The following is a 19,810-nucleotide window of genomic DNA, read 5'->3' on the forward strand; positions in this document are numbered from 1 at the left end:
AGGCTTAGAAGCACCATCGAAAGGACCCGAACATGTCCGGGGAAGAACGCTCCGGGGACGCACCGGCCCTCACCCACGTCCGCGCGGACGGCACCGCCCACATGGTTGACGTCTCCGCCAAGGCCGAAACCTCCCGCGAAGCCACCGCCCAGGCAGTCCTGAAGACCACCGAAGACGTGGTCCGGCTGCTCAGCGACGGAAACCTGCCCAAAGGCGATGCCTTTGCCGTATCCCGCGTCGCCGGGATCATGGCCGCCAAGCAGACCTCGAACCTGATCCCGCTGTGCCACCCGCTGCCCATCACCAAGGTGACCGTGGACTTCGAGCCGCAGGAGAGCACCATCCTCATGAAGGCCACCGTGAAGACCAAGGCCCTCACCGGCGTCGAAATGGAGGCCCTGACCGCGGTTTCGGTCACAGCGCTGACGCTCTATGACATGGTCAAGGCCGTGGACAAGCATGCCGTGGTCTCAGACATCATGGTGCTGGCAAAGTCCGGCGGCAAGAGCGGAGACTGGAGCCTGTGAGCCGCCGCACCGACCCTGCGCCGCGCCGGACGGCCGCCATCCTGGTTGCCTCCACACGGGCAGCTGCCGGGATCTACCAGGATGAGGCCGGACCGCTGCTGCAGGACTGGCTGTACAGCCGCGGCTATGACGTTGTGCTCGCCGAAGTGGTTCCCGACGGCGAGCAGGTTGGCGCTGCGCTGCACCGCATGCTCGCCCTGGAGCCTTCGGTGTTGATCACCAGCGGCGGGACCGGCATCAGTTCCACGGACGCCACGCCGGAACAGACCCTGCCTCTGCTGGACCGCCAGGTTCCCGGGATCATGGAGGCGCTGCGTGCGCATGGGCTGACCAAAACCCCCATGGCTGCGCTGACGCGCGGATACGCCGGGACAGCCGGGAGGACGTTCGTGCTGAACCTGCCCGGCTCGCCGTCCGGCGTCACGGATTCACTGGAGGTCCTGGAGCCGGTTCTTGGACATATCTGCGGCCAGCTGGAGGGCATCAATGAGCACTAGCGAAGTAGTTGCGGCAACTGTCAGTGACTCTGCCCTGGACACCGAAACCGCCTACACCGGGGTTTGGACGCCGGAGGCAGGCGCGGTTGTCACCTTCAGCGGAATCGTGCGGAACCACGACGGCGGCAAGGACGTGCGTTCGCTCGGTTACAGTGCGCATCCAACCGCCACGGCGGTGATCTCCGACGTTGCGGTCCGGATCGCCGCGAAGTATGACGGAGTGCGAATCTGGGCAGCCCACCGAACCGGTCCGCTGGAAATCGGCGATGCCGCACTGGTGGCAGCCGTGGCCTCTGCCCACCGGGGAACCGCCTTCGCGGCGTGCTCGGAACTGGTTGACACCGTGAAGGCGGAGGTGCCCATCTGGAAGGAACAGGTCTTCGCTGACGGCACCGTGGAGTGGGTAGGCGTCAGTAACGCCCCGGCATGACCGGTAATCTGGATCCATGAGCAATAAACTGCCCGTCGCGGTGCTGGGAGCCACCGGTCGCATGGGATCCGAAGCAGTTCAAGCCGTGGAAGCGGCACCGGACATGGAACTGGTAGCTGCGCTTGGCCGGAAGGATCCGCTGCAGACCCTGGTATCCGCCGGCGCGCGGTACGTGGTGGACCTGACCGTTCCGGACAGCACCGAGGCCAATGTCCGCTTCGCCGTCGAACACGGCATGCACGCGGTGGTGGGGACCACCGGCTGGGACGCCGGGCGCCTCGAGCGGCTGGACGCCCTGCTTGCCGGGCACCCCGAGACCGGCGTGCTGATCGCCCCGAACTTCGCCCTCGGCTCCGTGCTCGCCTCCGCGTTCGCGGCCAAGGCGGCACGGTACTTCGAATCGGTGGAAATCGTTGAGCTGCACCACCCCAACAAGGTGGATGCGCCGTCGGGCACCGCCGTCCGCACCGCGGAGCTTATGGCTGCCGCCCGGGCGGAGGCCGGTATCCCGGCGTCTCCGGACGCAACCACCAAGGAGGTCCCGGGTGCCCGCGGTGCCGACGTCGACGGCATCCGGGTGCACTCGGTGCGCCTTCGCGGGCTGGTTGCGCACCAGGAAGTCCTGCTGGGCGGCGAGGGCGAGCAGCTCACCATCCGCCACGATTCGTACGACCGGGCCTCCTTCATGCCCGGTGTCCTCCTGGGCCTGCGCGAAGTAGCTGCGCACCCGGGCCTCACCGTCGGACTCGACGGCTACCTCAACCTGAACGCCTAAGGAAACCTGCGTTGTCCACTTTCTTCTCCGGACTGTTCCAAAACAAGGCCAAGATCGGCGTCCTGCTGGTCACGGTGCTCCTGGTGTTCTACATCCTGGTGGTCGCCCAGCGCGGCTGGCTGCTGCTGACTTCCGACGGGCTCGTGACGAAAGCGATGGGTGCGGCGTACTTCGTCCTGCCCGCGGTCGGTGTCTGGGCGCTGGTCCGTGAGCTGCTCTTCGGCGTGAAGACCGAGAAGATGGCCCGGATCCTCGCGGACGAGGGCGGCCTGCCGGTTGACAACCTGCCGCGCACCCCGGGCGGCCGGATTGTCCGCGAAGCCGCAGACGCCGAGTTCCCCAAATACCAGGCCGAGGTGGAGGCGGACCCGGAACAGTGGCGTGCCTGGTTCCGCCTCTCCTGCGCCTACGACGCCGCCGGGGACCGCAAGCGTGCCCGTTCGTCGATGCGCGAGGCCGGCAAGCTGTTCAGCGCCTCAGTTCCGGCCAGCTGACCAGTTCCGGCCAGCTGACTCTTTCAGCCGGCTGGCTGGTTCCGCCGTCTTACCGCCGTGTGGGTGCCTAACGCCGCTCCCCGGTGAGTTTCCCATCCCGAGCCAGCCGTGAGGCACCCGAAGCCACGGTCTCCAGCGGTCCGCGGGAACCGAGCTTGAAGAAGGCGATTCCGAGCAGCACTGCGGCAGCTGCCTGCGGCCAGAACACCCAGGACGGGTCCAGCGGAGGATCCTGCGCGTCAACTATCGCCATTACCCAGATGTGCATGCTGTAGAGCGTGAGGGTCATGGCGCCTGCGGCGGAGAGCGGCAGCAGCAGGTTCGGGCGTGCCCGGGTCAGCAGCAGGCAGGCGCCAACGACGGCGGCCGATGTGCCGCAGGTGTGCAGCAGGTCCAGCGTGGTTCCCGAGTGCGGTGCACTCACCGCAAGCCACCACCAGGAGCCGGATTGCTCGACGCCGGTGAGGTTGACCTCCAGCATCCGGCCGATCGGCCAGCGCCGGCCGGATTCCGTTGCCAGCAGTTCCGCGAAGCCGCCGGCATCGATGAGCAGGTAGGCACTGATGTACTTAGCGGCAACGGCAGAGAAGATTCCGCCGATCACCAGTCCCGCCTGCACCGGCAGGGACCGGAGGTCCAGGCGCCCGATGACCATTCCCACCAGCAGGTAGCTCAGCCACTGCACGGTGGGATAGAAGCCGGTGAAGAACACGTCGGCAGCAAGGGTGGCCGGCTCGGCAAAGTGTTCCCAGGTGATGTTCCCGCCCACGTCCGGCGGGTTGAGGTTCTCCTGCAGCCAGGGCCGCACCAGGTACGCCAGGACGGGGGAGAGGCAAATCCACCCGCCTGCCCACGCTGCAAGCCTGCCTAGGGACATGGAGGTGAAGGGCAGCACCATCAGGAACAGCACGGCGTAATGGAACAGGATGATGGCAATTGACGTGTCCAGCCCGCCCAGCAGCAGGCCCACCAGGGCGATCACCGCGGCACGGGCCGCAATGCCGCGCCGGCTGGCACCGGGCGAGCGGCCGGTTCCCGGGTTCGTCCCGCCGGTGAGCAGGGCAAGGCCAATGCCGGCTACGACGGCGAACAGGGCAGAGGCCCGGCCGGAGAAAGCCAGTGCCACGAACGTGGGTTCACCCGTCGCAGGATCATACAACGGGAAAATGTGGGTGGACATCATGCCCAGCAGCGCCACCCCGCGGGCCGCATCGATGCCCGTCAGACGCGTTCTGCTCATTCCAGAATCGTCTCACAGGGCCCGGACTGCCAGGGCTGCGAGGGTGTCCGTTTGTCCCAATCGCAGCTCCAACAGGTAACGTTTTACCCATGGCAGACTCTGATATTCGTTCCCGTCCGTTTGGAACCCTGGTGACCGCCATGGTCACCCCTTTCACAGCAGACGGAGAAGTTGACTTCGACGCCACTGCGTTCCTGGCCAACAAGCTGGTTGAGGATGGCTGCGACGGCCTGGTTGTTTCGGGAACCACCGGCGAAACCTCCACGCTTGAGGACAGCGAAAAGGAAGACCTTTTCCGTGTCGTGGCGCAGACCGTCGGCGGCCGGGCGAAAGTCATTGCCGGTACCGGAACCAACCACACCTCCCACTCCGTCGAGATGGCCCGCCGCGCCGAGCGCGCCGGCGCCGACGGCCAGCTGGTAGTGACCCCGTACTACAACAAGCCGACGCAGGCGGGCGTCATCGCCCACTTTGACGCGGTATCGGCGGCAAGCGACCTGCCCATCATGATCTATGACATTCCGGGCCGCGCCGGAATTCCCATCGCCACGGAGACGATGTTCCGCCTCGCGGAGAGCCCCAAGGTCCTGGCGCTCAAGGACGCCAAGGCCGATTTCGCGGCCGTAACCCGCGTCCTGGCAAACACCACGCTCGACGTCTACGCCGGTGACGACGGACTGACGCTGCCGTGGATGGTGGCCGGAGCGGCCGGCGTCGTCAGCGTCAGTGCCCACGTTGCCACCGGTGCCTTCCGTGCCCTCGTTGACGCGGCCGCCGCAGGAGATTTTGACAAGGCCCGCAGGATCCACTTCGAACTGGATCCGGTAGTGCGAGCCGTAATGACACACATACCAGGTGCCATTTCCGCCAAGCAGATCCTGAAGATGCAGGGAGTGATCCCCAACGCGGCCGTACGGCTGCCGCTGGTTGCTCCCGATGCCATCGAAATGGAAGCTGTCCTGGCGGACCTGGCCGAAGCAGGATGGGACTTTTCCCAGGACAAGGCGTAATAAAACATGATTGAAGCTGCGGGCAACGCTCTGCAAACCCCTCCCCGCCTCAAAGACGGAACGCTGCGAATCGTTCCGCTGGGAGGACTCGGAGAAATCGGCCGCAACATGGCCGTCTTCGAGATCGACGGCAAACTCCTCATCGTCGACTGCGGCGTGCTCTTCCCCGAAGAGACCCAGCCCGGCGTCGACCTGATCCTGCCGGACTTCTCCTACATTGAGGACCGGCTGGACGACGTCGTGGGCGTTGTGCTCACCCACGGCCACGAGGACCACATCGGTGCGGTTCCCTACCTGCTGCGCCTGAAGAAGGACATCCCGCTGATCGGTTCGCAGCTGACGCTGGCACTGATCGAAGCGAAGCTGCAGGAGCACCGCATCAAGCCCTTCACCCTGACCGTGACGGAAGGCCAGGTCGAGCAGTTCGGTCCGTTCGAATGCGAATTCGTGGCCGTCAACCACTCCATTCCCGATGCCCTCGCAGTCTTTATCCGCACCCGGGCAGGCAACGTGCTGCACACCGGTGACTTCAAGATGGACCAGCTGCCCCTGGATGGACGCATCACGGACCTCCGCGCCTTCGCCCGCCTCGGCGAAGAAGGCGTGGACCTGTACATGGCGGACTCCACCAACGCGGACGTGCCGGGCTTCACCTCCCCGGAAGGAGCAATCGGCCCGGTACTCGAGGAGCTCTTCGGCAAGGTCAAGAAGCGCATCATCGTTGCGTCCTTCTCCTCGCACATCCACCGCGTGCAGCAGGTGCTCGACGCCGCTGCAGCCCACGGGCGCAAGGTCTGCTTCGTGGGCCGCTCCATGGTCCGCAACATGGCCATTGCGGAGAAGCTCGGCTACCTGCACGTCCCCGACGGCATCCTGGTGGACCTGAAGAACGTGGACAACATGCCGGACCACAAACTGGTCCTGATGTCCACGGGTTCGCAGGGCGAGCCGATGGCAGCACTGTCCCGCATGGCCAACGGCGACCACCGGATCAGCATCGGCAAGGGTGACACCGTCATCCTCGCCTCATCCCTGATCCCGGGCAACGAGAACGCGGTGTTCCGTGTGATTAACGGCCTCATGAAGCTCGGCGCCGACGTGGTGCACAAGGGCACCGCCAAGATCCACGTTTCAGGCCACGCCTCCGCCGGGGAACTGCTGTACACGTACAACATCCTCAAGCCCAGGAATGCCATGCCCGTGCACGGCGAGACCCGGCACCTGATCGCCAACGGCAAGCTCGCGATCCAGACCGGCGTCCCGGAAGAGAACATCATCCTGGCGGACGACGGAACCGTAGTGGACCTGGTGAACGGCAAGGCGAAGGTCGTTGGCGCCATCGACTGCGGCTTCGTCTACGTGGACGGCTCCAGCGTTGGCGAGATAACCGACACCGACCTCAAGGACCGCAGGATCCTCGGCGAGGAAGGCTTCATCTCAGTCATCACCGTGGTGAACCGCAGCACTGGCACCATCGTGTCCGGTCCGGAGATCCATGCCCGCGGCTTCGCTGAAGACGACGCAGTGTTCAACGAGATCAAGCCGAAGATCAGCAAGGCACTCGAAGAGGCTGTGACCTCCAACCGGGACCATACTGCCTACCAGCTGCAGCAGGTGGTCCGCCGAGTGGTGGGAACCTGGGTCAACCGCAGGCTCCGCCGCCGCCCGATGATCGTTCCGGTGGTCCTCGAGGCCTAGGCTCACAAGCCGGTTTCCTTCCCCGGACGGGTTCCTGTCCGGGGAAGGAAGAGCGCCCGGTTGGCGCGTATATTCGCCGGTTTTTCCCCGCTGTCCGGTAGCGTGGCACCTATGGCGACTCGTACTTCCCCTGCCGCGCGCGGCAGTTCCTCCAGCCGGACTCCAGCCCGCGGCGGCGGGAAGTCCGCGCAGCGCGGGAAGTCTTCCAGCCGCACCCCGGCCAAGACCCAGCCCGAAGAGACGCTTCCGCTCCCGCTGCGGGCCGTGCAGGGCGCCTGGATGGGCGTTGCCCGCATCGTCGGCGCCGGAATCCGCAAACTGGGCACCGACGTCGTGCCGGACCGGGAGATCCGCCGGGACGGAACCGGTTTCTTCCTGATCCTCTCCGCACTGCTCATTGCCACCGTTGAGTGGTGGGCACTCCGCGGCCCCGTGGCCGATGTAATCCACGCCGGTGCCGCAGGCACTTTCGGCTGGATGGCCGTGGTGCTGCCGTTTATGCTCCTCACCGCCTCCGTACGCCTCTTCCGGTATCCGGAACGGCACCGGGCCAACGGCCGCATCAGCATCGGCCTGACCATCATGGCCTGCGCCGGGGCGGGCCTGACACACCTGATTGGCGGAGCGCCGGCCCTATCCGACGGGTTCGACCGCCTCTGGGTCTCCGGCGGAATTGTTGGATTCCTCGTCGCCGGGCCCCTCTCCGCCGCAATCACCCAGTGGCCTGTCATCATCCTGCTGTCGCTGCTGGTGTTCATCTCCGTCCTGATCGTCACCGCGACACCGTTCCGGCACATTCCGCTGCGGCTGCGTGCCCTGTATGAGCACCTCATGGGCCAGGACCTGGCCGACGACGATCCCGAAGCCCACGACCAGAGCTACCTCTACTCCACGGACCGCCCTGCCAAGCCGAAGAAGGAACGCCGCTTTGGCCGCGCCAGGAAGGAAGCCGAGCAGGAGCACAGCGACGGTTTCGCCGGGGACGAGGCGTTCGAGGCAGCCCTGCTGCGCGACGAGGAAGAGCGGGCCGAAGCCGCCGCCGCAGCCGAGCCGCAGGTACCGCCGGGCGTCCGCCGGCCCACCAAGTCCGAGCTCGCCACCCAGAAGCTGCGCCGCGACCAGGGCCTGGAAGACGCCGAGCCGCCCACGGAAGCCATTTCCCTGGTTCCGGAGGCAGCAGCCTCGCTGGTGGCCGCTCCGCCTGTTCCGCCGGTGCCTTCACGTCCCGTGGCCCATGTGCCGCCGTCGGCTCCTATCCCGCAGCGCACCGAACAGCTGCAGCTGTCCGGGGACGTCACCTACACGCTTCCGCCGTCGGAGTTCCTGCCCTCCGGCCCGCCGGCCAAGGAGCGCTCGGAAGCCAACGACGCCGTCGTTGCCGCCCTGACCCGCACGCTCGAGCAGTTCAACGTTGATGCCAAGGTCACCGGGTTCTCCCGCGGTCCGACCGTTACCCGGTATGAGATCGAACTGGGCGAAGGCACCAAGGTGGAGCGCGTGACGGCGCTGTCCAAGAACATTTCCTACGCCGTGGCCAGCTCCGACGTGCGGATCCTGTCGCCGATCCCCGGCAAGTCCGCGATCGGCATCGAGATTCCCAATGCGGACAAGGAAGTCGTCGCCCTGGGCGACGTGCTGCGCTCGAACGCGGCCCGCAAGACCGAGCACCCCATGGTCATGGGCGTGGGCAAGGACGTTGAGGGCGGGTTCGTCGTCGCGAACCTGGCCAAGATGCCTCACCTGCTCGTAGCCGGTGCAACCGGTGCCGGTAAGTCATCCTTCGTGAACTCAATGATCACCTCGATCCTCATGCGTTCAACCCCGGACGAGGTGCGCATGGTCATGGTGGACCCCAAGCGCGTGGAACTGACCGCGTACGAAGGCGTTCCGCACCTGATCACTCCCATCATCACCAACCCGAAAAAGGCCGCCGAGGCGCTGCAGTGGGTGGTCCGGGAGATGGACACCCGCTATGACGACCTCGCGAACTTCGGCTACAAGCACATCGACGACTTCAACAAGGCAGTCCGCAACGGCAACGTGGTCCCGCCGGCCGGGTCCAAGCGCGTCCTGAAGCCCTACCCGTACCTGCTGGTGATCGTGGACGAACTCGCGGACCTGATGATGGTCGCTCCGAGAGACGTGGAAGACTCGATCGTCCGCATCACGCAGCTCGCCCGCGCGGCCGGCATCCACCTGGTCCTGGCCACGCAGCGCCCGTCCGTCGACGTCGTCACCGGCCTGATCAAGGCCAACGTTCCGTCCCGGATGGCGTTCGCGACGTCCTCGGTCACGGACTCCCGCGTGGTCCTGGACCAGCCCGGTGCCGAAAAGCTGCTGGGCCAGGGCGACGCGCTGTTCCTGCCGATGGGCTCGAACAAGCCGATCCGTGTCCAGGGCGCCTGGGTCACCGAATCAGAAATCCACCGCGTGGTGGAGCACGTCAAGAACCAGCTGCAGGCTACCTACCGTGAGGACGTCACCGTCACGGCGCCGAAGAAGCAGATCGACGACGACATCGGAGACGACCTCGACGTGCTGCTGCAGGCCACCGAACTGGTGGTGACCACGCAGTTCGGCTCCACCTCCATGCTCCAGCGCAAGCTGCGCGTCGGCTTCGCCAAGGCGGGGCGCCTTATGGACCTGCTCGAGTCCCGCGGCGTGGTTGGTCCCTCAGAGGGGTCCAAGGCCCGCGACGTGCTGGTGAAACCGGACGACCTGGCGGCAACGCTGGCAGCGATCCAGGGCGGGGAAGCGCTGGCCGGTCCGGAGGCCGCAGAGGTTGCGGCCCTGGCGGACAACGCCAACGTCAACCAGGGCTTCGAGTCCGGCGGTCCCGTGGACCTGGTGGCACAGGACCTGGACTCACGGCCGCAGGCACAGGATTATTACGACGGCGCTGAAGGCTCCGGCGATGACGGCGAAGGATCCGAGGATGCCTGGAACCTCACCGGGCGCTGAATCCGGTTAGGCTGGTTTTGTGAGCAATTCTGGAACCGAGCGGGTCCCCACCCTCAATATCGCCAACGTCCTGACGGTCATCCGCATCGTCATGGTGCCCCTGTTTATCTGGTTCCTCGTGGCCGACGACGGCAGGGACGGGCTCTTCCGCTGGCTGGCCGTGGCCACGTTCGCCGTCGCCATCTACACCGATAAGCTCGACGGCGACCTGGCGCGCAGCCGCGGCCTGATCACTGACTTTGGCAAGATTGCCGATCCAATCGCTGACAAGCTGCTGATCGGCTCGGCGCTGGTCATGCTTTCCATCTTGGGCGAGCTCTGGTGGTGGGTGACGATCGTGATCCTGGTGAGGGAAATCGGCATCACCGTGATGCGGTTCGTAGTAATCCGCTACGGGGTAATGGCGGCGTCCCGCGGAGGGAAGCTCAAGACCGTCATCCAGACGTTCGCTATCTTCCTGTTCCTGCTTCCCCTCACGTCCTGGCTCGGGGACTGGGCCTGGTGGATCAGCGCCGCAGTGATGGCCGCCGCCGTCGTCGTCACCGTGGTGACCGGACTTGATTACGTGGTGCAGGCGGTCCGGCTGCGTTCCGGCGCCCGCAGGAACCCGGGGACGGCATCGTGAGCACCCCGGCGGAGCTGGTGGTAGCGGCCGCGGCCGCCACACGAACACGGATCGCAGCAGCGGAGTCACTGACCGCAGGCATGGTCGCGGCCGAACTGGGCACCGTGCCCGGCGCATCCGCGGTTCTCCAGGGGGGAGTGGTCGCCTACCAGAACTCCGTGAAGGAGAGCGTGCTTGGCGTGGACGGGTCCCTTCTACAGGCAGCCGGTTCAGTGGATGCCCGCGTGGCCGAACAGATGGCTGCGGGGGTGCGGCGGCTCCTCGACGCGGAGATTGGAATTTCCACCACGGGCGTGGCCGGACCCGAGCCCCACGACGGAAAACCCGTTGGTACCGTCTTCATCGGGGTCGCGGCAGCATCCGGCAGTAGTGCACGGGAGTTCCATTTCACGGGGGACCGGGCCTCGATCCGCAGCCAGGCCTGCGCTGCCGCCCTGGACCTGCTCGCCGTCGAGCTGGGTGCCGCTTAGCAGCTGCCGGAGACGGTGTCTGGAGGATCCGGAACGGGTACGGGAACAAATCCGCCGGGGCATGAGTTACTAGTATCAGGAACCACCAAGGTTTCCGGTTTAGGATCGTAGACATTCCGCGGTTCGAACCGCGGTCGGATCGATATAGGGAGCAGGACATACACATGGTGAAGCAACCCGTGTCCGTGAACGGCGTCATTCGCTGGCGGGATGTAGGGTTGGCGGAAGATGCACACCGGGAGCCTAAGGAGCGCAAAATGGTAGTTCTACGCCACGAGATTGGTGATGTACTCCGTGATGTACGCCAGCGCCAGGGCCGTACCCTGCGTGAGGTGTCGCACAGTGCCCGGGTTTCGCTCGGTTACCTGAGCGAAGTTGAGCGGGGCCAGAAGGAAGCTTCTTCTGAACTCCTGTCCTCTATCTGCAGTGCCCTCGATGTACCTCTGTCCCTGATGCTTCGTGAGGTCAGTGACCGTGTGGCCAGCGCCGAAGGCGTTTCCATTCCCGATACTGTTCCAACGGAGTTCTCGCGCGAGTTCGCCCGCGAGTTCCCGGAGGACCTGGCTCGGGACCTGGCCCGCACGCCGTAACAACCTCGGACAGCAGTGTGAGCTGTCCGCCCCAAAGACATACTCGAAAGACCCCGCCTCCGGGCGGGGTCTTTCGTCGTTTGGGGCAGGCTACTTGGAGCCCTCCGGCACCTGCGAAGCGTTGAGTTTGTGGAGCAGGAGGCTGAGGGTATGCACCTCGTCCTCGTCCCAGGAAGCCAGCAGGGCGCGGAAGTGCTTCTCGCGGGCACGCTGGGTGCGCGCGAGCTGCTCACTTCCGGATTCGGTCAGGCTGATGGTCTGTGCCCGGCCGTCCTCCGGATCCGCCTGCTTCTCCACTAGTCCCAGGGACTCGAGCATGACGATCTGGCGGCTCACGGAAGGTTTGCCCACTCCGATGGCCGCAGCAACGTCCGTCAGGCGCAGCGGACCCCGCCGCTGCAGGAGGACGAGCAGGCCATAGGCTGCCGGCTCGAGGTCCGGGTGCACGGCCCGTGCCACACGCTGGGAGGCAGCGCGCGCCCGGCGCCACAGGACGCTGAGTTCCTGTTCGAGGTTCTCGATGGCCTGGTTCGAACTGGAAGCGGCTGCCGGGGGCTTGTCGGTCATACAGCCATTCTAGGCGGCGGAGGGCGGGCGGCCGGGCCGGAGCGGGAAGCACGGACCGGGTTGGGGAGCGGGGCGCCACCCGGGCGTGAGACGATTAATTGATGCGTATCAGTGATTTCTGGCGGCTCATGGATGATGAATTCGGGTCTGCGTACTCCCGCGTGCTGGCGGCGGACCTCGTCCTGACCGGTCTGGGCGGCCGGACCGCGCAGCAGGCACTGGATAGCGGAACGGACCCCAAAAGGGTCTGGCTGGAGGTCTGCGAGATGCAGGAGGTCCCGCCGGAGCGCAGGCTGGGGCGGGACATCAAACCCAAGCAGTCGTAGACACGCGGGAGCGATCTATTCGAATATCTGTTCGGATCCCGATATGCTCCTACACAGGGGCAGCAACTGGTCCGCCCCGCTCCGGCTGTCCACACCGGCACCTGGCCGCCGCGGCAGTGTCAGTGCCGTCGCATACGGTTCACAGTGAGCAACCGACAGTCGGCCCACGGGCCGGGAATATCAGCAACAGCCACAACAACAGAGGTGAAGAATGGCCGCTCCAGACCGCGCCAAAGCACTCGAAGCAGCACTGGCCCAGATCGACAAGCAGTTCGGCAAGGGCTCGATCATGCGGCTTGGCGACGAGACGCGCGCCCCGATCGAAACAATCTCCACCAGCTCCATTGCGCTGGACATTGCGCTGGGCATTGGCGGCCTTCCCCGCGGCCGCGTCGTGGAGATCTACGGACCCGAATCTTCCGGTAAGACCACGGTGGCGCTCCACGCCGTTGCGAACGCGCAGAAAAACGGCGGTATCGCCGCGTTCATTGACGCTGAGCACGCCCTGGACCCGGAGTACGCCAAGAAGCTCGGCGTTGACACCGACGCCCTGCTGGTTTCCCAGCCGGACACCGGCGAGCAGGCGCTCGAGATCATGGACATGCTGGTCGGCTCGGGCTCACTGGACATTGTGGTCATCGACTCCGTGGCCGCCCTTGTGCCCCGCGCTGAAATCGAAGGCGAAATGGGCGACAGCCATGTTGGCCTGCAGGCACGGCTCATGAGCCAGGCGCTGCGTAAGATCACCGGCCGCCTGAGCCAGACCAAGACCACCGCCATTTTCATCAACCAGCTGCGTGAAAAGATCGGTGTGTTCTTCGGCAGCCCGGAAACCACCACCGGTGGCAAGGCACTGAAGTTCTACGCGTCCGTCCGTATTGACGTACGCCGCATCGAGACGCTGAAGGAAGGTACCAACCCGGTTGGTAACCGTACCCGCGCCAAGATCGTCAAGAACAAGATGGCCCCGCCGTTCAAGCAGGCCGAGTTCGACATCATTTACGGTCAGGGCATTTCCCGCGAAGGCGGCCTAATCGACATGGGCGTTGAGCACGGGATCGTCAAGAAGTCCGGTGCCTGGTTCACCTACGACGGTGACCAGCTGGGCCAGGGTAAGGAAAACTCCCGCCGCTTCCTCCGGGACAACCCGGAACTGGCGGACGAGATTGAGCGGCGCCTGCGGGTCAAGCTCGGCGTGGACGTGCAGCCCGAAGAACAGGCAGCTGACGGCAAGGCCAGCGCGGCAGCAGCCGGCGCCTAGCCGAAACCCGTGCAGAATCGCCGCCGCAGGCCGGGGGGAGGGGGCCAAGACGGTCCCACCCCCGGCTCAGCAGCAGACGCAACGCCGGAAGCCGATCCACACTCCGTAGCGCGTGCGATTATCCTGCGCCAGCTGACGAGCTCCGCCAAGAGCAGGCAGCAGCTGGCGGACAAACTGGCCGAGAGGGATGTCCCCGAAGACGTGGCCAACGCGGTCCTGGACCGGTTCGAAGAAGTCCAGCTGATTGATGACGCCGAGTTCGCGCGCATGTGGGTCAGGAGCCGATCCCAGACACGGTCGCTGGCACGCTCCGCCATCCGGCGGGAACTGGCAGGCAAGGGGATTGATCCGGAACTGGCCGAAGAAGCACTGGAGCAGATCAGCGCTGATGACGAGGTCGAGGCAGCCAAGGACCTGGTTGGGCGCAGACTTCGCCGTGCCGCCGTGCCTGCCGACCCGCAGGAACGAGACAAACTGGTTCGTCGGCTGGTGTCCATGCTCGCCAGGAAGGGCTACTCACCTTCGCTGGGCTTTTCGGTCGTCAACGACGCCCTAAGCGCACGCCAGGACGGTGGGCTGTAACAGCCTTCCAGGCGTCTTGATGTCGTGCCGTATGCTGTCATCACTATGTTTACTGTGAGGCTGTTGGGGCGGAAGTTGCACAACCCTGCCCTGGCAGCTGTTGCAGCGGGCGTTTTGGGGGCCACCCTGCTGACCGGAATACCTTCGGCCGCCGCTGCGGAGTACCCGTCCTGGGACGACATTTCTGCGGCCAAGTCAGACACAGCTTCCACCGAGGAGCAGGTCCGGAAACTCGAAGACCTCCTGGACCGTCTCTATGACGAAGCGGGAAACCTGGGCAATGCCGCCGTGTCTGCGTCGAGCCGCTACGACGAGCTTCGGGCCGAAGTCGAGGCCAGTGACGCACGCCTGGCGGATCTGGCAGCACAACGCAGTGCCGCCTCAGCCCGCGCCGGTGAACTCCGGAACCAGATTGGGGCCTTGGCCGCCCAGACCTACAAGACGGGAGGGATGGACAGCACTGTCCTGTTCCTTCTCGATGCGGAGGAGGGCGCCGAACATCTGGACCGTCTCACCACGCTCTCACTTGTCACCGAACGTACCTCCCGCCTCTATGGCGAAGCTGAAGCGGCCCGGAAAACGGCAGAGTCCCTCGAAGAAGCCGAGCAGCTGGAACGTCAGGCGCGGGGCAAGCTGGCGGCGCTGGCCGGAGAGCAGTACGAGGACGCCCAGTCCGCCACGCAGGCCGCAGAGAAGGCCGTACGTGAGCAGGAAGAGCGCAGCGCGGTTCTTGCCGCCCAGCTGGCAGAGCTGCGCAGTTCGACCGCCGAAGCGGAGCTCGGCCGGATCCAGGCCGCGCGGCTGGAGGAATCCGTCCGGCAGCAGGCAGAAGAAGCCCGCAAGGCCGCCGAGAATTCACCCGGCAGGGAGGCCGACGCGGTGATTAATCCCACAACTCCCAGACCTCCGGCAACGCCGGAAAACACCCCGGCGCCAGCCCCCGTCCCGGAACCAGTGCCCGCTCCGGCACCGGCGCCGGCACCGAATCCGCCGGTTCCCGCACCCCAGCCACCGCCCCCTCCGCCACCCGCCGCGCCAGTGAATGACCCGGCCGGAGCCCAGGCCTTCGCGGCTTCCATGATGGGCGGCTACGGATGGAGCAACGGCGAATTCAGGTGCCTCGTCGATTTGTGGAACCGGGAATCAAACTGGCTGACCAGCGCCATGAATCCCTACAGCGGTGCCTATGGGATTCCGCAGTCGCTGCCGGGAGACAAGATGGCTGCGGCCGGAAGCGACTGGCGCACCAACTACCAGACCCAAATCCGGTGGGGCCTCAGCTATATAGCGCAGAGATACGAGACGCCCTGCGGGGCCTGGGCCCACTCGGAACAAAAGGGCTGGTATTAAACCGGCTTCGTTACCGGAACGCAACCCGGGCGTTACCTAAACGCGACCTTGTTCAGGATCGATGTGTACGGTCCCGGTCCTATGAGCAACTTTCAGGGACGCCGTGAACAGAGGCAGCAGCGCGCTGCGCAGCGCCGCCGCAACCGGATGAAGGTGGGCGCGGTCGCCGCTCTCGGTGGAATCATGGTGCTGGGAACCGCCGGTGCTGCCGCGGGAGAAGAAGACTTCCGCGCCACGGCAGGTATCCAGCTGGCGAGTCTCGCGTTGCCGCTGTTCACCGACGCCCCGGTGCCGGAAAGCGGCAATGCTTCCGGGCAGGAGTCCGCTTCGGAACCCGAGCCGAACTCCTCCGCTGACGCTGTTCCGCAGGCCGGCGGAACCCCCACGGGCCAGCCTGAGGCGGGGCAGCAGACGGACGGACAGCAGACGGCAGACCAGCACAGTGGTGAACAGGCCGAGGCAGAAGCCCAGGCAGCCGCAGCCCGTGAAGCTGAGGCTGCTGCGGCAGCACAAAAGGCTGCAGCAGACCAGGCGGCAGCCGAAGAAGCAGCCCGCATTGCAGCGGCCTCCGTGCCGCTGGATGATCCCGCCGGAGCCAAGGCCTATGCCGCTTCCGTCCTTGGCGGCCATGGCTGGGACGCTTCACAGATGACGTGCCTCGACACCCTGTGGAACAAGGAATCCGAGTGGCTGACCAGCGCAACGAACGCCAGCTCCGGCGCCTACGGCATCCCGCAGGCACTGCCCGGGACCAAGCTGGCCGCCGCCGGCAGCGATTGGCAGACCAACTACCGTACCCAGGTCAACTGGGGCCTGACCTATATCGAGTCGCGCTACGGCAGTCCCTGCTCCGCGCTGAACTTCCACTACGCCAACAACTGGTACTAAGCCCCGGCGAACCGCCGAGAGGCCAGTTACGGCTCTTCCCGGCGCTGAAAAGAGCCGTAACTGGCCTCTCGCGGGAAATTGGGGAGCGGCGCCCGGCGGGACGTACCCTTGAAGGGTGAGCCTGTCTGTATCCCGCCCCGCACCCGAACCGCCTGCCGGCCCTGAGGCCCAAGAGCACCAGCGCACGTACCAGGTACGGACCTTCGGCTGCCAGATGAACGTCCACGATTCCGAACGGATCTCCGGCCTGCTTGAAGGCGCCGGCTACGTTCCCGCGGAAGAGGGGGACGCCGACGTCGTTGTCTTCAACACCTGCGCCGTGCGGGAGAATGCGGACAACAAGCTGTACGGCAACCTGGGGCAGCTGGCACGTGTCAAGGAATCCCGGCCCGGGATGCAAATCGCAGTCGGCGGCTGCCTGGCCCAGAAGGACCGCGACACCATCGTAGCCAAGGCCCCCTTTGTGGACGCGGTCTTTGGCACGCACAACATCGGTGCCCTGCCCGCCTTGCTGGAGCGGGCCCGGCACAACGACGCTGCGCAGCTGGAAATTCTTGAATCCCTCGAAGTCTTCCCGTCCACGCTTCCGACCAAGCGCGATTCCGTCTACTCCGGCTGGGTTTCAATCTCGGTTGGCTGCAACAACACCTGCACGTTCTGCATTGTCCCGTCGCTGCGCGGCAAGGAACGCGACCGCCGGCCGGGGGAGATCCTCGCGGAGGTCCAGGCGCTGGTGGACGACGGCGCCATCGAAGTCACCCTGCTGGGCCAGAACGTAAATTCCTACGGGGTCGGGTTCGGGGACCGGGGCGCGTTCGCCAAGCTCCTTCGCGCCTGCGGATCCATTGAGGGACTCGAACGTGTTCGCTTCACCAGCCCGCATCCGGCCGCCTTCACCGATGACGTTATCGATGCGATGGCTGAGACGCATAACGTGATGCCCCAGCTGCACATGCCGCTGCAGTCCGGATCGGACAAGGTCCTCAAGGACATGCGGCGGTCCTACCGCTCCGGGAAGTTCCTCGGCATTCTGGAGAAGGTCCGCCGGCAGATGCCGCATGCCGCCATCTCCACGGACATCATTGTCGGATTCCCGGGGGAGACCGAAGAGGACTTCCAGGCAACGCTCGACGTCGTCGAGCAGGCCCGGTTCGCCACTGCCTTCACCTTCCAGTACTCAAAGCGGCCCGGCACCCCGGCGGCCGAACTTCCGGACCAGCTGCCCAAAGCCGTGGTGCAGGAGCGTTACGAGCGGCTCACCGCACTGCAGGACCGCATCGCCGCGGAGGAAAACGCCAAGCAGGTGGGCACAACGGTGGAGGTCATGGTCACGGCCGCGGCCGGCCGCAAATCCGAGGAGACCGGACGCCTTTCAGGCCGGTCACGCGACCAGCGGCTGGTGCACTTCTCCGTTCCCGACGGCGCCCCGGTTCCGCGCCCGGGAGACCTGGTGACCGTTCCGGTTACGTCCGCAGCAGCCTTCCACCTCGTTGCGGACCCGGCGACGCCCGCCGACTACTCGCTGCGCCGCTCCAGGGCCGGGGATGCCTGGGACCGTTCGCAGGCTGACTCCTGCGGCGTGCCGGCCCCAGCGGCCGACGGCGCCGCCCGCGCAGGCGTCTCCCTCGGCATGCCTGCCCTGCCGCCGCGCCGGTGACGGCCGCGCAGCTGCCCGTTCTCGCCGTCGTCGGTCCCACCGGAACCGGCAAGTCCGACCTCGGTGTCGCCCTTGCCCGGCACCTGGGCGGGGAGATTATCAACGCGGACTCTATGCAGTTCTACCGCGGCATGGACATCGGCACTGCCAAACTGCCCGAAGCCGAACGCGGGGGAATTCCGCACCATCTGCTGGACATCCTGGATGTCACCGAAGACGCCAGTGTGTCCGCCTTCCAGGCCCAGGCCCGCGCGGCCATCGACCAGATCCGTGCCCGCGGCAAGTATCCGATCCTCGTGGGCGGTTCCGGACTGTACGTCCGCGCTGCCCTGGACGTCCTCGAGTTTCCCGGCACCGACCCGCAGGTGCGGCAGCGGATCGAAACTGAACTTGAGCGCGCCGGACTCGACGCGCTGCGCGGGCGGCTCGCGGCGGTTGACCCGGTGTCCGCCGGACGGCTGGGCGATGCCCGCCGGGTGGTACGCGCGCTGGAGGTCTACGAGCTCACCGGACGGCCGTTCAGTTCGTTTATGCCGGACCGCACCTACCACCAGCCGGCCATCCAGGTGGGGCTCGACGTCGACCGCCAGGTACTGCACGAACGGCTCGCCCTGAGGGTGGACCGCATGGTCGCGCAGGGCCTGCTGGAGGAAGTCCGGAACCTGGACGCTGCCGGTCTGCGCACCGGACGCACCGCCTCACGGGCTCTGGGGTACGCCCAGTTCCTGAAAGTCCTCGATGGGCTGTGGAGTACGGAACAGGCGGTTGAGGACACCGTGGTGGCAACCCGGCAGTTTGCTCGCCGCCAGCTCACCTGGTTCCGGGCCGATCCGCGCGTCACGTGGCTGGATGCCCTCGATCCCAACCTGCATGAGAAGGCGCTCACCGCTATTCTGGATCAGTGAGCACTACTTCCCCCGCTGCCCTGTCCGCCTCTGGTCTGCCCTCCGGCCTGGCCGGCCTCGCCTTCGCGAAGGGACACGGTACCGGCAACGACTTTGTCCTGGTTGCCGATCCGGACGGGCTGCGGGACTACGACGCCGGGGAGGTGGCAGCCGTGTGCGACCGCCACAACGGCATTGGCGCAGACGGCTTCATCCGTGCCGTGCGTTCGGAGCACCTTCCCGAAGGACAGGCACTGCTGCAGACCAACCCGGACGCAGAGTGGTTCATGGACTACCGCAACGGTGACGGCAGTGTCTCGGAGATGTGCGGCAACGGCGTGCGCGTATTCGTCCACTTCCTGCTGGAAGAGGGGCTGGCGCAGCTCGCCGAGGGCCAGGCCCTTCCGATCGGAACCCGCGCAGGACTGAAGACGGTGACCCGCACCGAAAACGGCTACGCCGTGGACATGGGCCCGTGGGAATTCATCTTTCCGGATCACGCTGCGGCGAAGGCCATGGACACAGTGGTGGACGCCGGCGGACTGGAAGTACCCCGGCCCGGCCTCTCAGTAAGCATGGGCAACCCCCACACCGTGGTGGCCCTGGCGGAACTGTCGGAACTGGCTGCGACGGACCTTAACACGGCGCCGTCGGTGGAACCCGTCCCCGAAGACGGGACCAACGTCGAATTCGTCGTTCCGGCGGAACCTCTGGTGGTCGACGGCGTGGGCCAGCTGACCATGCGGGTGCACGAACGCGGGGTGGGGGAGACCCAGTCCTGCGGCACCGGAGCCTGCGCTGCAGCCGCTGCGACCCGCTTCTGGGCCGGAGCCGCTGCCCCGAACAGCTGGAGCGTTGCCGTGCCCGGAGGTGTGCTGGGGATCCGTTTCCTCACCGGACCGGAAGGCCGCGAGCACGTAGAGCTCAGCGGACCCGCCGTGCTGGTGGCACGCGGAACCCTGCTCTAGCGGTTACCGC

General features: G+C 66.1%; 21 protein-coding genes. 19 read left to right on the forward strand and 2 right to left on the reverse strand.

Features of this window, described 5'->3' with window-relative positions; translation table 11 throughout:
- The first annotated feature begins 32 nt into the window (after nucleotides 1-32).
- The 5 genes from moaC to GD628_RS14765 are packed head-to-tail and all read left to right on the forward strand — an operon-like array spanning nucleotide 33 to nucleotide 2,723.
- Nucleotides 33-527 (forward strand): cyclic pyranopterin monophosphate synthase MoaC, encoded by a 495-nt coding sequence (gene moaC / locus GD628_RS14745; protein WP_091606159.1) that lies wholly within the window; start codon nucleotides 33-35, stop codon nucleotides 525-527.
- On the forward strand, nucleotides 524-1,024 hold the full coding sequence (locus GD628_RS14750) for a MogA/MoaB family molybdenum cofactor biosynthesis protein (RefSeq protein ID WP_152275237.1): 501 nt from the start codon (nucleotides 524-526) through the stop codon (nucleotides 1,022-1,024). Before moaC ends, GD628_RS14750 begins: the two co-directional genes overlap by 4 nt.
- Nucleotides 1,014-1,454: a molybdenum cofactor biosynthesis protein MoaE gene (locus GD628_RS14755; protein ID WP_152275238.1), complete on the forward strand. Its 441-nt coding sequence runs from the start codon at nucleotides 1,014-1,016 to the stop codon at nucleotides 1,452-1,454. The genes GD628_RS14750 and GD628_RS14755 overlap by 11 nt, the downstream gene beginning before the upstream one ends.
- Nucleotides 1,455-1,470: 16 nt before the next feature.
- The gene (gene dapB, locus GD628_RS14760; RefSeq protein WP_152275239.1) at nucleotides 1,471-2,229 is read left to right on the forward strand and encodes a 4-hydroxy-tetrahydrodipicolinate reductase; all 759 of its coding nucleotides are present in this window, start codon (nucleotides 1,471-1,473) and stop codon (nucleotides 2,227-2,229) included.
- An 11-nt stretch (nucleotides 2,230-2,240) separates the two neighbouring features.
- A complete protein-coding gene (locus GD628_RS14765; protein WP_091606148.1) occupies nucleotides 2,241-2,723 on the forward strand; it encodes a hypothetical protein in 483 nt (160 codons plus the stop codon).
- Nucleotides 2,724-2,790: 67 nt separating this feature from the next.
- Here GD628_RS14765 and GD628_RS14770 read toward each other — a convergent pair whose 3' ends face one another.
- Nucleotides 2,791-3,963, reverse strand: coding sequence for a heparan-alpha-glucosaminide N-acetyltransferase domain-containing protein (locus tag GD628_RS14770; RefSeq protein ID WP_152275240.1), 1,173 nt, complete (start codon nucleotides 3,961-3,963; stop codon nucleotides 2,791-2,793).
- An 89-nt stretch (nucleotides 3,964-4,052) separates the two neighbouring features.
- On the opposite strand from GD628_RS14770, the gene dapA reads away from it, so the two are divergent.
- The 6 genes from dapA (at nucleotide 4,053) to GD628_RS14800 (ending at nucleotide 11,317) form a co-directional block, all read left to right on the forward strand.
- On the forward strand, nucleotides 4,053-4,973 hold the full coding sequence (gene dapA / locus GD628_RS14775; protein WP_152275241.1) for a 4-hydroxy-tetrahydrodipicolinate synthase: 921 nt from the start codon (nucleotides 4,053-4,055) through the stop codon (nucleotides 4,971-4,973).
- Nucleotides 4,974-4,979: 6 nt separating this feature from the next.
- Complete coding sequence (locus GD628_RS14780) at nucleotides 4,980-6,671, forward strand: ribonuclease J (RefSeq protein WP_152275242.1); 1,692 nt, start codon at nucleotides 4,980-4,982, stop codon at nucleotides 6,669-6,671.
- 111 nt (nucleotides 6,672-6,782) lie between these two features.
- Nucleotides 6,783-9,632 carry an FtsK/SpoIIIE family DNA translocase gene (locus GD628_RS14785; protein ID WP_152275243.1) on the forward strand — a complete coding sequence of 950 codons (2,850 nt, stop codon included), beginning with the start codon at nucleotides 6,783-6,785 and terminating at the stop codon, nucleotides 9,630-9,632.
- 19 nt (nucleotides 9,633-9,651) lie between these two features.
- Nucleotides 9,652-10,257 carry a CDP-diacylglycerol--glycerol-3-phosphate 3-phosphatidyltransferase gene (gene pgsA / locus GD628_RS14790; protein ID WP_091606137.1) on the forward strand — a complete coding sequence of 202 codons (606 nt, stop codon included), beginning with the start codon at nucleotides 9,652-9,654 and terminating at the stop codon, nucleotides 10,255-10,257.
- A complete protein-coding gene (locus GD628_RS14795; RefSeq protein ID WP_226802573.1) occupies nucleotides 10,254-10,727 on the forward strand; it encodes a CinA family protein in 474 nt (157 codons plus the stop codon). Before pgsA ends, GD628_RS14795 begins: the two co-directional genes overlap by 4 nt.
- 164 nt (nucleotides 10,728-10,891) lie before the next feature.
- Nucleotides 10,892-11,317 (forward strand): helix-turn-helix domain-containing protein, encoded by a 426-nt coding sequence (locus tag GD628_RS14800; protein WP_091606131.1) that lies wholly within the window; start codon nucleotides 10,892-10,894, stop codon nucleotides 11,315-11,317.
- Between the two features lie 90 nt (nucleotides 11,318-11,407).
- Here GD628_RS14800 and GD628_RS14805 read toward each other — a convergent pair whose 3' ends face one another.
- Nucleotides 11,408-11,884, reverse strand: a complete 477-nt coding sequence (locus GD628_RS14805) for a MarR family winged helix-turn-helix transcriptional regulator (protein WP_091606128.1) — start codon at nucleotides 11,882-11,884, stop codon at nucleotides 11,408-11,410.
- A gap of 101 nt (nucleotides 11,885-11,985) precedes the next feature.
- On the opposite strand from GD628_RS14805, the gene GD628_RS14810 reads away from it, so the two are divergent.
- The 8 genes from GD628_RS14810 to dapF all read left to right on the forward strand — a co-directional run bounded on the left by GD628_RS14810 (nucleotide 11,986) and on the right by dapF (nucleotide 19,800).
- On the forward strand, nucleotides 11,986-12,210 hold the full coding sequence (locus tag GD628_RS14810) for a DUF3046 domain-containing protein (RefSeq protein ID WP_091606125.1): 225 nt from the start codon (nucleotides 11,986-11,988) through the stop codon (nucleotides 12,208-12,210).
- A 211-nt stretch (nucleotides 12,211-12,421) separates the two neighbouring features.
- Entirely contained in the window at nucleotides 12,422-13,471 is a 1,050-nt protein-coding gene (recA, locus tag GD628_RS14815) for a recombinase RecA (protein ID WP_091606123.1), read from the forward strand.
- Between the two features lie 9 nt (nucleotides 13,472-13,480).
- The gene (locus GD628_RS14820) at nucleotides 13,481-14,053 is read left to right on the forward strand and encodes a regulatory protein RecX (RefSeq protein WP_152275244.1); all 573 of its coding nucleotides are present in this window, start codon (nucleotides 13,481-13,483) and stop codon (nucleotides 14,051-14,053) included.
- A 63-nt stretch (nucleotides 14,054-14,116) separates the two neighbouring features.
- Nucleotides 14,117-15,403 carry an aggregation-promoting factor C-terminal-like domain-containing protein gene (locus tag GD628_RS16555; RefSeq protein ID WP_193313289.1) on the forward strand — a complete coding sequence of 429 codons (1,287 nt, stop codon included), beginning with the start codon at nucleotides 14,117-14,119 and terminating at the stop codon, nucleotides 15,401-15,403.
- Between the two features lie 81 nt (nucleotides 15,404-15,484).
- Nucleotides 15,485-16,291, forward strand: a complete 807-nt coding sequence (locus tag GD628_RS14835; protein ID WP_226802575.1) for an aggregation-promoting factor C-terminal-like domain-containing protein — start codon at nucleotides 15,485-15,487, stop codon at nucleotides 16,289-16,291.
- A 121-nt stretch (nucleotides 16,292-16,412) separates the two neighbouring features.
- Complete coding sequence (miaB, locus tag GD628_RS14840) at nucleotides 16,413-17,948, forward strand: tRNA (N6-isopentenyl adenosine(37)-C2)-methylthiotransferase MiaB (protein WP_152275275.1); 1,536 nt, start codon at nucleotides 16,413-16,415, stop codon at nucleotides 17,946-17,948.
- Complete coding sequence (gene miaA / locus GD628_RS14845; RefSeq protein WP_152275245.1) at nucleotides 17,945-18,853, forward strand: tRNA (adenosine(37)-N6)-dimethylallyltransferase MiaA; 909 nt, start codon at nucleotides 17,945-17,947, stop codon at nucleotides 18,851-18,853. Before miaB ends, miaA begins: the two co-directional genes overlap by 4 nt.
- On the forward strand, nucleotides 18,850-19,800 hold the full coding sequence (gene dapF, locus GD628_RS14850) for a diaminopimelate epimerase (protein ID WP_226802576.1): 951 nt from the start codon (nucleotides 18,850-18,852) through the stop codon (nucleotides 19,798-19,800). Before miaA ends, dapF begins: the two co-directional genes overlap by 4 nt.
- Nucleotides 19,801-19,810 lie beyond the last annotated feature (10 nt).

The sequence above is a fragment of the Arthrobacter koreensis genome, from assembly GCF_009193255.1.
Classification (GTDB): Bacteria; Actinomycetota; Actinomycetes; order Actinomycetales; family Micrococcaceae; genus Arthrobacter_B; species Arthrobacter_B koreensis.